The 15,132-nt window shown below is 75.8% G+C and carries 12 protein-coding genes; 8 read left to right on the top strand and 4 right to left on the bottom strand.

The window, feature by feature from the left end:
- Positions 1-2,099: double-strand break repair protein AddB (gene addB / locus ACZJYS_RS15890; protein ID WP_493179564.1), on the bottom strand; the 2,099-nt coding region annotated here is incomplete at its 3' end.
- 97 nt (positions 2,100-2,196) lie between these two features.
- Positions 2,197-2,817 carry a pyridoxamine 5'-phosphate oxidase family protein gene (locus ACZJYS_RS15885; protein WP_493179563.1) on the bottom strand — a complete coding sequence of 207 codons (621 nt, stop codon included), beginning with the start codon at positions 2,815-2,817 and terminating at the stop codon, positions 2,197-2,199.
- Positions 2,818-2,929: 112 nt separating this feature from the next.
- Between ACZJYS_RS15885 and ACZJYS_RS15880 the strand changes: the two genes are divergently transcribed.
- Positions 2,930-3,853, top strand: coding sequence for a LysR substrate-binding domain-containing protein (locus tag ACZJYS_RS15880; protein ID WP_379652079.1), 924 nt, complete (start codon positions 2,930-2,932; stop codon positions 3,851-3,853).
- Here ACZJYS_RS15880 and ACZJYS_RS15875 read toward each other — a convergent pair.
- Together ACZJYS_RS15875 and ACZJYS_RS15870 are read right to left on the bottom strand one after the other, a co-directional pair.
- Entirely contained in the window at positions 3,850-4,461 is a 612-nt protein-coding gene (locus tag ACZJYS_RS15875; RefSeq protein ID WP_109518848.1) for a CoA pyrophosphatase, read from the bottom strand. The genes ACZJYS_RS15880 and ACZJYS_RS15875 overlap by 4 nt on opposite strands.
- A gap of 38 nt (positions 4,462-4,499) precedes the next feature.
- Complete coding sequence (locus ACZJYS_RS15870; protein WP_245906638.1) at positions 4,500-5,000, bottom strand: DUF1285 domain-containing protein; 501 nt, start codon at positions 4,998-5,000, stop codon at positions 4,500-4,502.
- A 249-nt stretch (positions 5,001-5,249) separates the two neighbouring features.
- Between ACZJYS_RS15870 and ACZJYS_RS15865 the strand changes: the two genes are divergently transcribed.
- The 7 genes from ACZJYS_RS15865 to ACZJYS_RS15835 all read left to right on the top strand — a co-directional run.
- Complete coding sequence (locus tag ACZJYS_RS15865) at positions 5,250-6,254, top strand: AAA family ATPase (RefSeq protein WP_493179562.1); 1,005 nt, start codon at positions 5,250-5,252, stop codon at positions 6,252-6,254.
- Positions 6,247-7,125, top strand: coding sequence for a DUF58 domain-containing protein (locus tag ACZJYS_RS15860; protein WP_493179561.1), 879 nt, complete (start codon positions 6,247-6,249; stop codon positions 7,123-7,125). The genes ACZJYS_RS15865 and ACZJYS_RS15860 overlap by 8 nt, the downstream gene beginning before the upstream one ends.
- Before the next feature lie 37 nt (positions 7,126-7,162).
- Positions 7,163-9,877, top strand: coding sequence for a DUF4159 domain-containing protein (locus ACZJYS_RS15855; RefSeq protein WP_493179560.1), 2,715 nt, complete (start codon positions 7,163-7,165; stop codon positions 9,875-9,877).
- Between the two features lie 161 nt (positions 9,878-10,038).
- Complete coding sequence (locus ACZJYS_RS15850; RefSeq protein ID WP_493179559.1) at positions 10,039-12,132, top strand: hypothetical protein; 2,094 nt, start codon at positions 10,039-10,041, stop codon at positions 12,130-12,132.
- 61 nt (positions 12,133-12,193) lie between these two features.
- Entirely contained in the window at positions 12,194-12,547 is a 354-nt protein-coding gene (locus ACZJYS_RS15845) for a hypothetical protein (RefSeq protein WP_109518851.1), read from the top strand.
- Between the two features lie 81 nt (positions 12,548-12,628).
- Positions 12,629-13,258, top strand: a complete 630-nt coding sequence (locus ACZJYS_RS15840) for an ankyrin repeat domain-containing protein (RefSeq protein ID WP_146201967.1) — start codon at positions 12,629-12,631, stop codon at positions 13,256-13,258.
- Positions 13,259-13,388: 130 nt separating this feature from the next.
- The coding region (locus ACZJYS_RS15835; protein WP_493179558.1) for an AsmA family protein at positions 13,389-15,132 on the top strand (1,744 nt) is incomplete at its 3' end.

Below are 15,132 nucleotides of genomic sequence, written 5' to 3'. Positions count from 1 at the left end.
CTGCGCGGCAGCGCCAGGCCGCGCGGATGCGCCGCGTCCCGCTGCCCGGAGAGGAAGGTCTCCAGCCGCGTCAGCCAGCGCGAGGGCACGGTGGGGGCGCCGGCCCGCTTGCGCGCCCAGGAGAGCACCACGCGCGGCGCCGAGGCGGCGGCCAGCAGGAAGTCGGCGGCGACGCGGCCGATGCGGCTCTCCGGCTCGGGCAGGCCGAAATCGGTGCGCATCGGGCGGCTCAGCCAGGGGCCTGGGTCGGTCGCCTGCGGCCAGACGCCTTCCTCCAGGCTGCCCAGGATGGCGAGGTCGAAATCCTGCAGCCGCGCCTCCAGCAGCCCGAGGATGGCGATGCGCGGATGCTCGGCATGGTCCCGCCCCCGGCCGATGCGCACGCTGGGCGCCGAGGGCCCTGCCAGCGAGGCGTCGAACAGGGCGGGCCAGCCGGCCGGGCTCATCGGCGGCAGGGCGCGCAGCGCGGGCGGCATCTGCGAGAGATGCACCGCCAGCGGCTCGCCCTCCTCGCCGGCATAGAGGCGGAGCCCGCCGGGGCGGTCGCGCGTGGAGGCCAGCGCCTCGGCGGCGGTCAGGTGGGCGTCGAGCAGGTCGGCCGGCGGCCGGGCGGGGCTGTCGGGCAGGCTGTCGAAGCCGTCCAGGCAGCGCTCCAGCGCCTCGATCAGCCGCATCACCGTGGCCAGCAGGGCGGCATCCTTCTCGCGGCGGAAGGCTTCCAGCACGCGGGCGCGCAGCCCGGCCAGACCCGGCGCGGGGCGCGGGCCGCGCAGCGCGCGCCGCTCCAGCAGTCGCACCGCCTCCATCCACTCGGCGCGCGCCAGGCCGCCGGCCGAGAGCGGGTGCTTCAGCAGCGAAAGCAGCGGCACGGGCGCGAAATCCTCGCCCACCGTGCGGGCGAGCAGGCGCAGATAGGCCCCCGTCGGCGTCTCGCCCAGCGGCTGGCCGGCGGAATCGTCGGCCAGCACGCCGTGGCGGGTCAGCTCGGCGGCGACGCGGCGGCCCAGCTCGCGGTCCGGCGTGATCAGCGCGGCGCGGGCGCCGGGGTGCTCCAGCGCCTCGCGCAGCAGCAGGGCGATGGCCACCGCCTCCGCCTGCACGTCCGGCGCCTCCAGCAGCGAGAGGCCGCGCAGCGACGGCTCCCAGTGGGCGGGGCGGCGGGTCAGCCAGGCATCGAGCCCGGCGGCCGGGCGCAGCGAGCAGGAGAGCAGCTCGGCGCGGCGGATCAGCGGCGCCTGCCCCGCGCCATTGCCCGGCCAGGGCCGCAGGTCGCCCGGCGTCGCGTCCATCGCCGAGAGCAGGCGCACCTGGCCGGAGAGCGGATGGGTGGGGCTCTCGCCGATGGCGGCCCACAGCTCGGCCGACTTCACCTCGCCCGGGCCGTGCAGCACCACGCAGCCCTGCGGCAGCCGCGCCACCACCTTCAGCAGCGCCGCGGCCGCGGGGATGGTGCCGCCGGCGCCGATGCCGGCGGCGATGACGGGGTCGGCGGGCGGCTCGCGCTTCCACGCCTCGGCCTGCGCCTCCAGCGCGGCGACGCGGCGGGGGCCGATATCCATCAGCCCCTGCTCGGCGAGCCACGCCCCCCAGGCATCCAGCACGCCGCGCAGGAAGGTGTGCGTCACCTGCCAGTGGGCGGCGAACTCGTCCGGCACCAGCGAGGCGAGCAGGCAGTCGTCGCAGCCCTCCAGCGCCGTCTCGTCCATCAGCTCGGCCAGGGCGGCGGCGAGGGTCCAGGCCTGCTCCGGCGTGTTCGGCCCGCCGAAGCGGGAGGGCAGGCGCATCACCAGGTCGGTCAGCACCGCCTGGCGCCGGGCCGGGTCCACCGCCGGCGGCAGGTCCAGCAGCACGGGCAGGGACAGCTCGTCCGCCTCCTGGGTGGAGAGGCCGGTGAGCGCGCGCATGCGCGGCAGCAGCAGGGTGCGGTTGCCGGCGGTGCGCAGGAAGGCCTCGCGCAGGGCGAGGGCGGCGCGGCGCGTCGGCAGCAGGATGGTGGTGCGGGAGAGGGCCAGCGGGTCGTCCAGCCCCACCCAGCCCAGCACGCCCTCCGCCAGGGTGGGCAGGAAGGGCAGATGCGCCGGGATCTCGTAGAGCTTCATGGCGGGGCGGCTCCTCGGGGGCGGCGCCGCGGAGGGAAGGCGCGCCGGCCCCCACAGATAGGCCCGGCGCGGCCGCCTGCCAAATGCCTCCGCCGCCTCACCACATGGATTGCCGCGCCCGCTCCGGCCATTCCCGGTCATAGGCCTCGCCGCCGACGCGGCCGCCGCTCATCGCCGCCAGGATGCGGCCGGGGCTGGGCAGCGTCGCCGGGTCCACCTGCCGCTCCGCCTGCCACAGCCCGGCGCGGAGGATTGCGCGGGCGCACTGGAAATAGACCTCCCGCACTTCGATCACCATGACGCTGCGCGGCGCCTTCCCCTCGGCCGAGAGGCGCTCCAGCAGGGCCGGGTCGTCCTCCAGATGCGCCGCGCCATTGACGCGCAGCGCGTTGCCGCTGCCGGGGATCAGGAACATCAGCGCCACGCGCGGGTCGCGCACCACGTTGCGCAGGCTGTCGATGCGGTTGTTGCCGCGCCGGTCGGGCAGCAGCAGGCGGCGGGGGCCGTCCACCACCGCCACCGCGCCGCGGTCGCCACGCGGCGAGCAGTCCAGCCCCTCCGGCCCCACCGTGGCCAGCGCCAGGAAGGGCGCCGCCTCGATGATCCGCCGGTACTCCGGCGTGACGTGGTCCGCCACCTTGGCGGTGGAGGCCTCGCCCACCGCCGCCGCGCCGCCATAGAGCTGCTCCAGCGCCTCGATCGTCCGGATGATGGCCATGCCGACCGGCCCTCCTTGGTGAATGCCGCGCCTTCTCTAGACGCGGCGCGGCGCCGCCGATATCGAGTTCGGCGCCGCCCATCGGTGCGGAAAACTCACCAAGGAGCCCGCCATGCCGGAGGGGGAGGGGAAGCCCCGGCGCCTGCCGCCGCTCTCCGCGCTGCGCGCCTTCGAGGCGGCGGCGCGACTGAACTCGGTGGGGCGGGCGGCGGCGGAGCTGGGCCGCACCCATGGCGCCGTCAGCCGGCAGATCCGCGCCCTGCAGGAGGCGGCGGGCGTGCCGCTGTTCGACCGCGCCGGCACCGGCATCCGCCTGAACGCGCAGGGCGAGGCGCTGCGCCGCCAGGTGGCCGGGGCGCTGGATGCGCTGGAGGAGGGCTGGCGCTCCGTGCTGGAGGAGGCGCACGGCCCCTCGCTGCACGTGGCGTGCAGCGCCACCTTCGCCATGCGCTGGCTGGTGCCGCGGCTGGGCGGGTTCTACGGCGCGCATCCGGGCGTGCGGCTGCGGCTTTCCATGACCTCGGCGCGGCAGCTGCGGCAGGAGGGGGCGGACCTGGTCATCGCCTGGGACCGCGCCGCCTATCCGCCGGCCGACCGGGCGCGCGCCCTGCCGCTGGGGGGCGTGGCCTTCGGCCCGGTCTGTGCCCCCGGCTACCCGGTGGCGGTGACGCCCGGCGCCCTGCGCGCGCCGGCGCGGATCGCGCAGGAGCACACGCCGCGCGCCTGGGCGCTGTGGCAGGAGGCCACCGGGTGCTACGTGGATTGCGCGGCCGAGCTGCGCTTCCCGCACACCCATCTCTGCCTGGAGGCGGCCCTGGGCGGCCTCGGCGTGGCGCTGCTGGAGCGGCGCATGGCGCGGGAGGCGCTGGAGCAGGGCCGGCTCGCCGCCCCCTGCGGCTTCGCCCCCTTCGCCGAGGGGCTGGCGGCGATTCCCTTCTCGGCCCGGGCGGAGGGGCCGGCGGCCCGCGCCTTCCTGGCCTGGATGCGGGCGAGCCTGGCGGCGGAGGATGCGGCCAGCGAGGATGCGGCCGGCTAGGCCTCCCGCAGCGCCACCGCCAGGCTGTGCATGATGGCCGCCGTGGCGCCCCACACGTAATGCGTCTCGTGCGGCCAGACGTAGAAATGCCGCCGCTCGCCCTTCCACAGCGCGCTCTGGCGCTGCGGCAGCGCCGGGTCGAGCAGCGGGGCCAGCGCGTATTCGAAGACCAGCGCCACCTCGTCCGGCGAGGGCATCAGGTTCAGCGGCGGCTCCAGCAGCGCCAGCACCGGCGTCACATGGAAGCCGGTGCCGGTGACATGCTCCGGCAGCCGGCCGAGGATGCGGGGCAGGCGCGGGTCGAGCCCGACCTCCTCCGCCGCCTCCCGCAGGGCCGCCTGCTCCGGGTTCTCCCCCGGCTCGATGCGGCCACCGGGGAAGGCCACCTGCCCGGCATGGCTGGAAAGCCGCTCCGCCCGCAGGGTCAGCAGCAGGGTGGGGCCGGCCTCGTGCAGCACCACGGGCACCAGCACGGCGGCGGCGCGGCCGCCCTCCGGCGGCACGGTGCCGCCGCCCCGCGCCAGCCGGGCCGGGTCGGAGAGGCGGCGGGCCACCTCCGCCACATCCAGCGGCGGGGCGGCGGGCACGGGCAGCGGCGCGTCGTTCACGCGGCCGCCCTCATGCGGCAGGGCTCATGCGGCGGCGCTCATTCCGCGGCGGCGGCCCCGTTGCGCGACTCGGCCGGCACCTCGTCGATGGGGAAGAACACCCCCTCGCTCCAGACGCCCAGCAGCTCGCGGCCTTCCACCTTCTCCGTCTCGGCCAGGGCCACCAGCTCGTAGAAGACGGCGCGGTTGATGCGCGCCTCCAGCCCCGGCCGCACCATCACGTAGGGGCGCGGCTCGCGCGAGCGGCGGTCGATGGCGACGCGGATCGGGTGGTCGGCATCGGCCGTCACCATCTCGTCGAGGTTGGTGCGGAAGGTCAGGCATTGCCGCCCCTCGCAGCGGCGCCAGAACACCTCGACGGCGACGAAGGGTGCGTCCTCGACGGTGATCTCGCCGCGCTCCACCGGGGTCTCCAGCAGGTAGCGGCCATCCGCCTCGCGCTTCAGCACGGAGGCGAAGAGGCAGACCAGCTCCTTCCGGCCGATCGGGCTGCCCTGGTAGTGCCAGGAGCCATCCTTGGCGATGCGCATGTCCAGCATGCCGCAATCGTGTTTCGGGCGGGCCGGGCCCGGGGCGGTCCCGGTGCGGCCCCTCGGCGGTGCGGTGTTCAGCACGGCGGCAGCATCCTCCCGTCGTCGGCAGGCATTCTCGCCTGCGGATTGTTTCAATGCTTCGTCCATGCGCCCGACGGTCATAGGCTTCCCCAAGTCTCGCTCCTGGCAGAAGGGGCGGGCTGGCCAAGGCGGGCCGGCTTCCCATATCCGGTCTATATAAGGAGGCGTAGCGGCATGGTTGAAGTGGCCGACCCCACCGATCCGAACATCCTCGTCGCGGAGGTGGAGGCGCTGGGCACCCGCCTGGCCCGTGTCCGCGCCGCGGTGGGGCGGGTGATCTTCGGCCAGCCCGAGGTGGTGGAGCAGGTGCTGATCACCATCCTCTCCGGCGGGCATGTGCTGCTGGTGGGCGTGCCGGGCCTGGGCAAGACGCGGCTGGTGGAGACGCTCGGCACCGTGCTGGGGCTCGATGAGAGCCGCGTGCAGTTCACCCCCGACCTGATGCCGGCCGACATCCTGGGCTCCGAGGTGCTGGAGGAGGGGGCGGACGGCCGGCGCGCCTTCCGCTTCATCAAGGGCCCCGTCTTCTGCCAGCTGCTGATGGCCGATGAGATCAACCGCGCCAGCCCGCGCACCCAGTCCGCCCTGTTGCAGGCGATGCAGGAGCGGAAGGTGGCCATCGCCGGCCAGGCCCACCCGCTGCCCGCCCCCTTCCATGTGCTGGCCACGCAGAACCCGATCGAGCAGGAGGGCACCTATCCGCTGCCCGAGGCGCAGCTCGACCGCTTCCTGCTGGAGATCGAGGTTACCTACCCGGACGAGGCGGCGGAGCGCGCCATGCTGCTGGCCACCACCGGCAACGCCGAGGCGCGCGCCGAGCCCGCCATGACCGCCGCCGAGCTGCTGGCCGCGCAGGCGCTGATCCGCCGCATCCCGGTGGGCGAGCAGGTGCTGGACGCCATCCTGAAGCTGGTGCGCGGCGCCCGGCCGGAAACCGGCACCCTGCCCGCCGTGCGCCAGCACCTCGCCTGGGGGCCCGGCCCGCGCGCGGCGCAGGCGCTGATGCTGGCCACCCGCGCCCGCGCCGTGCTCGATGGCCGCCTCGCCCCCAGCGTGGAGGACGTTCTGGCGCTGGCCGAGCCGGTGCTGCGCCACCGCATGGCGCTCAACTTCTCCGCCCGCGCCGATGGCGTGAAGCTCGCGGATGTGATCGGCGCGCTGAAGGCCAGCCTTGGCTGAGCCGGCATCCCGCGGCGCCGCGCCGCCGCTGAACCCGCTCGCCGCCGAGGCGCTGGGCGGCCGCCTGCCGCCGCTGGTGGTGGCGGCCGAGCGCGTGGCGGCCACCGTCATGCAGGGCGTGCACGGCCGCCGCCGCGCCGGCCAGGGCGATGCCTTCTGGCAGTTCCGCCCCTATCTGGCCGGCGACGCGGTGGGCCGCATCGATTGGCGGCAGAGCGCCAAGTCCGACCGCCTCTTCGTGCGGGAGACCGAGTGGGAGGCGGCGCAGAGCGTGGCGCTGTGGCGCGACGCCAGCCCCGGCATGGCCTGGCGCGGCGGCCGCGACCGCCCCGAGAAGCGCGAGCGGGCCGAGCTGCTGCTGTTGGCGTTGGCCTCGCTGCTGCTGCGCGGCGGCGAGCGGGTGCGGCTGCTGGGCGCCCGCCGCGCCTTCGCCGGACGCGGCGCCCTGGCCTCGGTGGCCGACACCCTCTCCCGCCACGCGCCGCCTGCCGCCGACGAGGCGCTGCCCCGCCACGCCCGCGCCGTGCTGTTCGGCGATTTCCTGGCGCCGCTGGAGGAGATCCGGGCGGCGGTGGCGGCGCTGGCCGGGCGCGGCGTGCGCGGCCACCTGCTGCAGGTGCTGGACCCGGCGGAGGAGACGCTGCCCTATGCCGGGCGGGTGCGCTTCGAAGGCGTGGCGGCCACGGAAACCCCGCTGCTGTTACCGCGCGTTGAGGGTGTGCGTGCATTGTATGCCGAGCGGCTGGCGGCGCACCGGGCGGGTCTCGCCGCCATCGCTGGCGCCGCGGGCTGGTCCTTCGCCACCCACCGCACCGACACGCCGCCGGAGGCGGCCCTGCTGGCGCTGTGGCAGGCCCTGGCGCCCGGCTAGTTCCTGAGACGGCCCATCCAGAAGGAGAGGCTCGCGCGTGCTGTCCCTCGGTCCGATCGGCTTCGTCGCCCCCTGGCTGCTGCTGGCGCTGCCGGCCCTGCCGCTGATCTGGTGGCTGCTGCGCGTCACGCCGCCGGCGCCGCGCCGGCAGGCCTTCCCGGCGCTGCGCCTGCTGCGCGACCTGCCGGCGCCGGAGGAGACGCCCGCCCGCACGCCCTGGTGGCTGCTGCTGCTGCGCCTCGCCGCGGCGGCGCTGATCGTGCTCGGCCTCTCCCGCCCCGTCTGGGGGCCGGGCGCCGCCGCGCAGGGCGATGGGCCGCTGCTGCTGGTGGTCGATGACGGCTGGCCCAGCGCTGCCGACTGGCCGGCCCGCGCCGCCGCCGCCCAGGCCGCGCTGGAGGCCGCCGCGCGCGAGGGCCGCCGCGCCGCCCTGCTCACCACCGCGCCGGCCGAGAATGGCGAGGCGCTCCGCGCCAGCGCGCTGATGCCGGCCGAGGCGCTGCGCGCCCGGCTCGCCGCGCTGCGCCCCAAGCCCTGGGCGCCGGACCGCGCCGCCGCCCTGGCCGCCCTGCAGGCCTGGGTGCCGCAGAACCCCGGCGGCTTCGCCAGCCTCTATTTGGCCGATGGCGTGGAGCACCAGGCGCAGGGGGATGGCTTCACGCCGCTCGCCACGGCCCTGGCCGCCGCCGGCCCGCTGACCCTCGCCCGCGCCGAGGGCCGCGCCACCCGACTGCTGCTGCCGCCCCGCGCCGAGCCGGACCGGCTGCACCTCGCCCTGCGCCAGACCCCCGCCGCCATGGCGGGCGAGGTGGCGGTGCTGGCCCGCACCGGCGATGGCCGTGCCCTGGCCCGCGCCACCATCCCCGTGGCCGCCGGAGGGGAGGCGGGCGAGGCGGCGCTCGACCTGCCGATCGAGATCCGCAACCAGATCACCCGGCTGGAGATCGAAGGGGAGGAGACGGCCGGCGCCGCCGTGCTGCTCGATGAGCGCTTCCGCCGCCGCCCCGTCGGGCTGGTCGGGCCGGTGGAGCAGGGCGCCTCCACGCCGCTGATCGGCTCGCTCTACTACCTGGAGCGGGCGCTGGAGCCCTATGCCGAGCTGCGCCAGGGGGGTGTCGCGCCGCTGCTCTCCCGCCAGCTCGCCGTGATGGTGCTGGCCGACCGTCCGCTGCCCGAGGGCGCCGAGCGCGCCGCGCTCGCCCGCTGGGTGGAGGAGGGCGGCACGCTGATCCGCTTCGCCGGGCCGCGCCTGGCCGAGGCGCCGGACACGCTGCTGCCGGTGCGCCTCCGCGCGGGCGAGCGGCAGCTCGGCGGCGCGCTCTCCTGGGAGCAGCCGCAGGGCCTCGCCCCCTTCGCCGACGGCTCGCCCTTCGCCGGCCTGCCCACCCCGGCCGAGGTGGCCATCTCCACCCAGGTGCTGGCCGAGCCGGGGCCGCAGCTCTCCGACCGCACATGGGCGCGGCTGGCCGACGGCACCCCGCTCGTCACCGCCGAGGCGCGCGGGGCGGGGCGCATCGTGCTGTTCCACGTCACCGCCAATGCCGAGTGGTCCAACCTGCCGCTCTCCGGCCTGTTCATCGACATGCTGCGGCGGGTCGTGGCCCTCTCCTCCGGCGTGGCGGGCGCCGAGGGCAGCCAGCCGCTGGCGCCGCTGGAGACGATGGACGGCTTCGGCCGCCTCGGCCCGGCGCCGGGCGGGGCGGGCGCCATCCCCGCCAACCGCTTCGCCGAGACGGCGCCGGGGCCGCGCCACCCGCCCGGCTGGTACGGCGTGCCGGGCGAGGGCGGCGAGCGCCGCGCGCTGAACCTTTCCGCGAGTCTGCCCGCGCCGCGTGCCCTGGCGGCGCCGCCGCCTGGCACCGCCTTCCAGGCCATCGGCGGCGTGCCGGCGGAGCGCGACCTGGGGCCCTGGCTGCTCGCCGCCGCGCTGCTGCTGCTGTCGGCGGACCTGCTGCTCTCGCTGGTGCAGCGCGGGCTTATCGGGCGCGCCGCGCGGCTGGCGGCGCTGCCGCTGCTGGTGGCGCTGGCCTCCACCCCCGCCTGGGCGCAAGACATGCCGCTGGCCACCCGCATCGGCTATGTCGCCAGCGAGGATGCCGGGCTGGACGAGACGGTGCGCCAGGGGCTCGTCGGCCTCTCGGACTACGTCAACCGCCGCACCGCCGCCGCGCTGGGCGAGCCGGTGGCCGTCCGTCCGGGGCAGGACGACCTCTCCACCCTGCCGCTGCTCTACTGGGTGATCACCGCCGAGACGCCGACGCCCGCCGGCGCCGCCGCCGGCGCGCTGAACGACTTCATGCGCCAGGGCGGCATCATCCTCATCGACACGCGCGGCGAGGGTTCGGGCGAGGGCTTCGCCCCCGGCGCCGCCGCGGCCTTGCAGCGCGTGACGCGGCCGCTGGCCATCCCGCCGCTCGCCCCGGTCTCACCGGAGCATGTGCTGACCCGCTCCTTCTACCTGCTGCCGCCCGAGCTGCCGGGGCGCTTCGCCGGCGGGCAGGTCTGGGTCTCGCGGCAGGAGGACCGGGCGAATGACAGCGTCAGCCCCGTCATCATCGGCGGGCATGACTGGGCGGGGGCCTGGGCCGTCGATGCGCGGGGCAACAACCCCTACGCCGTCATCCCCGGGGGCGCGCGGCAGCGCACGCTGGCCTACCGCTTCGGCGTCAACCTCGTGATGTACGCGCTGACCGGCAACTACAAGGGCGACCAGGTCCATGTGCCGGCCATCCTCGAAAGGCTGGGGAATTGAAGGGTTCTTTTTTGGAAAAAAGAACCAAAAAACTTTTGTTCGTTGGCGTGGCGCCGGTGGAACGGCGTGACGCCAAACCCGAAAAGTCTTTTTGCTTCTTTTTCTTCAGAAAAAGAAGAATCGCTTCTCTTCCTCCCGCCCGTACAGCGGAGTAGCCCACCATGCGCCAGGCCATCGCCGGTCTCGACTTCGCGCCCATCCTGCCGCTCTGGCTGCTGGGGGCGCTGGCGCTGCTGGCCCTGCTGGCGCTGGCGCCGGCTCTGTGGCGGCGGGCGCGGGGCGTGGGCTGGCGGGCGCTCTCCTTCGCCGTGCTGCTGCTGGCGCTGGCCAATCCCCGTCTCGTCGAGGAGACGCGCGAGACCCGGCCGGACATCGCCCTGCTGGTGCAGGACCGCAGCGATTCCGCCCGCATCGGCCCTCGTGCCGCGCAGCTCGATGCCGCCCGCAGCGCCATCGAGCAGGCCGCCGCCCGCTTCCCCGACCTGGAGCTGCGCACCGTCGACCTGCCGGAGGGCGGGCGGCAGGGCACCCGGCTGTTCACCGCCATCGACCGCGCGCTGGCCGAGATCCCGCGCGCCCGGCTGGCCGGAATCATCGCCCTGACCGACGGGCAGGCGCACGACATCCCGGCCCAGCCCTCCTTCGAGGCGCCGCTGCACCTGGTGCTGCCCGGCCAGCCGGGCGAGACGGACCGGCGCATCCGGATCATCGAGGCGCCTGGCTACGGCATCGTCGGCCGCAGCGTGGAGCTGCGCGTGGTGGTGGAGGATCTCGGCGCGCGGGAGACGGGCGGCGCCGTGCGCCTCACCCTGCGGCGGGATGGCGCCCCGCCGCGCGTGGAGAGCGTGCCGCTCGGGCGCGAGCACCGCATCACCCTGCCCATCGAGCGCGGCGGCCCGAGCGTGGTGGAGTTGACCGCCGAGGCGAGGGCGGGGGAGGTCTCGCCGCTGAACAACCGCGCCGTCGTCACGGTGAACGGGGTGCGGGACCGGCTGCGCGTGCTGCTGGTCTCGGGTGAGCCGCATTCCGGCGAGCGCACCTGGCGCCGCCTGCTGAAGGCGGACCCGAATGTCGACCTCGTCCACTTCACCATCCTGCGCCCGCCGGAGAAGGACGACCTGACGCCGCTGAACGAGCTGGCGCTGATCGCCTTCCCGGTGCGCGAGCTGTTCCAGGTGAAGCTGCGCGAGTTCGACCTGATCGTCTTCGACCGCTTCAGCAACCGCGGCATCCTGCCGCCCATGTATCTGCGCAACATCGCCGACTATGTGCGCGGCGGCGGCGCGCTGCTGCTCTCGGTGGGGCCGGAGTTCACCGGGCCGTCCAGCCTCGCCGGCACGCCGCTGGGGCAGGTGCTGCCCGCCCGGCCCGCCACGGCGGGCGCCGGCAATGGTGCCCTGGCCGAGGGCGCCTTCCGCCCGCGCGTGACGGAGGCCGGCACGCGCCACCCCGTCACCCAAGGCCTCGCCGGCGCCAATGCCGGCAATGCCGAGCCCGCCTGGGGCCGCTGGTACCGCCATCTCCGCGCCCAGCCGCAAAGCGGCGTGACGGTGATGGACGGCCCGGGCGGCGACCCGCTGCTGCAACTGGACCGGGTGGGGGAGGGGCGCGTCGCCCTGCTGCTGTCCGACCAGATCTGGCTGTGGTCGCGCGGGCATGATGGCGGCGGCCCGCAGGCCGAGCTGCTGCGCCGCGCCGCCCACTGGCTGATGAAGGAGCCGGAGCTGGAGGAGGAGGACCTGACCGCCCGCATCGAGGGCGGCACCCTCACCGTCACGCGCCGCAGCGTCGAGGCCGGCGCGCCGCCCGAGATTGCCGTCACCGCGCCGGACGGCACGGTCACGCGCCGCGCGCCGCAGCCCTCGGGCGGCGGGCAGGCGGTGCTGGAGCTGCCCGCCGGCCTGCCCGGCGTGTGGCAGGCGAGCGATGGCCGCCGCACCGCCTTCGCCGCCGCCGCCGCCGCCAACCCGCTGGAGATGGCCGACCTCCGCGCCGATGCCGGTGCCGCCCTGCCGCTGGCCCGCGCTACCGGCGGCGGCGCCCACTGGCTGGGCGTGGCCGAGGCCCCGGCGCTGCCCGAGCTGCGCCGCGTGGCCCTGGGGCGGGATGCCACGGGGGGAAGCTGGATCGGGCTGCGCCGCAACCAGGACCATCTGGTGACGGGAATCGCCGCCCTGCCATTGCTGCCGCCCTGGCTGGCCCTGCCGCTGGTGCTGGGGCTGGCGCTGGTCGCCTGGCGGCGCGAGGGACGGTGATCTCGCTGCCACTTTGCCGCCATCCCCTGCGTTTCCTATGTAGGGTGTGGAGGGTCCAACCATGCGCCGCCTGATTCCGAGCCTTGCCTTGCCAGTCCTGCTGGCCGCCTGCGCCGCGCCCGGCCCGACGCTGGAGCAGCGGCTCGCCACCTTCATCAACCGCAGCGAGGGGGATCTGGTGGCGCAGCTCGGCGTGCCTGTCCGCAGCTACGAGACGGAGGGCCGCCGCTTCCTGCAGTTCGAGCAGCGGCAGACGGTGATGGTGCCGGGCGATCCCTGGGGCTATGGCTATTACGGCTATCGCCGCCCCTGGGCCGTGCCGTCCAGCTACGCGGTGGTGCAGTGCGACATGACCTTCGCCATCCGCAACGACCGGGTGGAGAGCTTCACCCTGCGGGGCCAGGGCTGCGGCTGACGCGGCGGCCGGCCGCCCCTGTGGCCCAGGATCGCGCCGGGTGGCTTCGCCGGGCGCCGGAAATGTTCTAGAGAGGTCGCCATGCGCCGTCTCCCGATGCTCGCCTCCCTCGCCCTGACGGGTGCCGCCCTGGCCGCCGGCCTGGCTGCCGCCCTGGTCCCTGGCCGGCCCGCCCAGGCCCAGGAGCAATACCAGCGGCTGCGCGGGCCGATGACGCCCGAAGCCCAGCCGCAGCAGCGCCGCGCCGAGCCGCCCGCCCTGCCGGGCCTGGCCGGCCGGCCCAGCGCGCCGCCGATCCCGGCCGAGGCGGGGCAGAATCTCGGCCCCAACGAGGCGCTGTTCGACGCCATCAACCGGGGCGACATGGCCGCCGCGCGCGATGCCATGGCGCGTGGCGCCGACCTCGGCGCGCGCAACATGCTGGGCCTGACGCCGATCGATTCAGCCGTGGACCAGGGGCGCAGCGAGATCGCCTTCTTCCTGCTGTCCTCGCGCGGGCCGGCGCCGATCAGCGTGCCGTCCCAGGCGGCCGCGCCCTCCACCCCGCCCGCCCTCGCGCGGGGTCCGGCGCCGCGCCCATCGCCGGCGCCGCGCATGGCCGCCGAGCCCCGCCCGGCGCCCGTCGCGCCGCGCCTCTGGGCCGAGGATGGCGGCGCGCCGAAGCCGGACCGTGGCTTCCTCGGCTTCGACGCGGGCCGCCCGGGCGGCTGATCCCGCGGCGTGGGCGGTGGGTTGATCCCCACCCCCGCCGCAACGCGGACGCAACCCTGGGGCCTTTCCGCGCTTTCCTTCCCGCAGGGCTGCCGGCGCCGGCAGCCCCAAGAGCGGGAGGGCCTGACCCATGGCGGCACGACCTTTGCGCCGCGTGCTGATCTGGACCGGCATCCCGGCGCTGCTGCTCCTTACCCTGGTCCTGCTGTGGTCCTGGGCCTGGTTCATCCCGCTGCTGGAGCGGCGCGCCGAGGCGGCGCTCGGCCGCCCCGTGCAGATCGGCGGGCTGGATGTCAGCCTCGGCCGGCTCACCGACATCACCCTCACCGACCTGCGCGTGGACAACCCGGAAGGCTTCCCAGCCGATCCGCCCTTCGCCGCCGTGCCGCGCCTGCGCGTGCGCGTGGACGTGATGGCCTTCATCCGCGAGCGCCGCATCGTGCTGCCCGAGATCGCCATCGACCGCCCCCGGCTGGAGGTGCTGGCCGATGCGGAAGGGCGGAACAACTATTCCTTCCCCGCCCTGTCCGGGGGCGACGCGGCGCCGGAGCCGGAGGCTGAACCGGGGCCGGCGCCGCAGATCGGCGAATTGCGCATCACCGAGGGGGCGGCGCATGTGGCGCTGGCGCCGCTGCGCGCCGACATGCAGGTCACCGCCGGGACGGAGCATCCGGAGGGGCAGCCCGCCCGGCTGCGCCTCGCCGCCGAGGGGCGCTACGCCGGCCAGCCCATCACCGGCCGGCTGCTGGGCGGCGCCGTGCTCTCGCTGCGCGATGCCGACAATCCCTGGCCGGTGGAGCTGACGGTGGAGAACGGCCCGACCCAGGTCAGCCTGCGCGGCACGCTGAGCGACCCGCTGCGCTTCGCCGGCGCCAATCTGCGGCTCGATTTCTCGGGCACCGACATGGCGCTGCTGACGCCGCTGACCGGCGTGCCCATCCCTGCCACGCCGCCCTACCGCATCACCGGCCAGCTGGACTACGCGGCGGGCGCCGTGCGCTTCATCGGCATGGAAGGGCGGGTCGGCCGCAGCGACCTGAACGGCGACATCGCCGTGGAGCCGCGCAAGGGCACCCGCCCGCTGGTGACGGCCACCCTGCGCTCCCGGCGGGTGGACCTGGGCGATCTCGGCGGCTTCGTCGGCGCCAAGCCGGGCGATGCGGCACCGGCGCGCCGGCAGCGCGTGCTGCCCGACACGCCGGTGAACCTGCCCAGGCTGCAGGCCGCCGATATCCGCCTGAACTATGACGGCGCCCAGATCCTCGGCCAGGCCATGCCGCTGGACAATGTGCACGCCGAGCTGGCCATCACCGACGGCGCCATCGCGCTGAAGCCGCTGCGCTTCGGCGTCGGCCGCGGTCGGATCGAGCTCCAGCTCGACGCCGCGCCGGCCGAGGGCGGCGGGCTGCGCGCGAAGGCCGGGATCTCCTTCCAGCGCGTCGATCTCTCGCGGCTGATGGGGGTCACGCCGCTGGGGGAGGGCCAGGGGGCGATCGGCGGCTCCGCCCGCATCGAGACCCAGGGCCGCAGCGTGGCGGAGATGCTGGGGCGGGGCGACGGCGCCGTCACCCTCGGCATGGCGGGCGGCAACCTCTCGGCCCTGCTGGTCGATATCTCGGGGCTGCGGCTGGGCAATGCCATCCTCTCGGCGCTGGGCCTGCCCAACCGCACGCGGGTGCAGTGCTTCGTGGCCGATCTCGGCCTGCGGCGCGGCGTCCTCTCCACCCGGACCGTGCTGGTCGATACCGAGGATGCGGTGATCAGCGGCCGTGGCGACATCAACCTGGCGCGCGAGACGCTGGACTATGCGCTGCGCACCGAGGCCAAGAGCTTCACCATCGGCTCCCTGCCCACGGACATCCTGATCCGCGGCC

This window comes from Roseomonas sp. TS2 (assembly GCF_058833935.1).
The sequence above is the reverse complement of the archived record's forward strand: the minus strand, read 5'-3'. Positions and strand labels throughout refer to the sequence as shown.

Excerpts from the sequence above, each read along its gene's own strand:
- ACZJYS_RS15885 (WP_493179563.1), bottom strand. The coding sequence starts at position 2,817 with ATGGCCATCATCCGGACGATCGAGGCGCTGGAGCAGCTCTATGGCGGC.
- ACZJYS_RS15880 (WP_379652079.1), top strand. The coding sequence starts at position 2,930 with ATGCCGGAGGGGGAGGGGAAGCCCCGGCGCCTGCCGCCGCTCTCCGCG.
- ACZJYS_RS15870 (WP_245906638.1), bottom strand. The coding sequence starts at position 5,000 with ATGCTGGACATGCGCATCGCCAAGGATGGCTCCTGGCACTACCAGGGC.
- ACZJYS_RS15865 (WP_493179562.1), top strand. The coding sequence starts at position 5,250 with ATGGTTGAAGTGGCCGACCCCACCGATCCGAACATCCTCGTCGCGGAG.
- ACZJYS_RS15850 (WP_493179559.1), top strand. The coding sequence starts at position 10,039 with ATGCGCCAGGCCATCGCCGGTCTCGACTTCGCGCCCATCCTGCCGCTC.
- ACZJYS_RS15845 (WP_109518851.1), top strand. The coding sequence starts at position 12,194 with ATGCGCCGCCTGATTCCGAGCCTTGCCTTGCCAGTCCTGCTGGCCGCC.
- ACZJYS_RS15840 (WP_146201967.1), top strand. The coding sequence starts at position 12,629 with ATGCGCCGTCTCCCGATGCTCGCCTCCCTCGCCCTGACGGGTGCCGCC.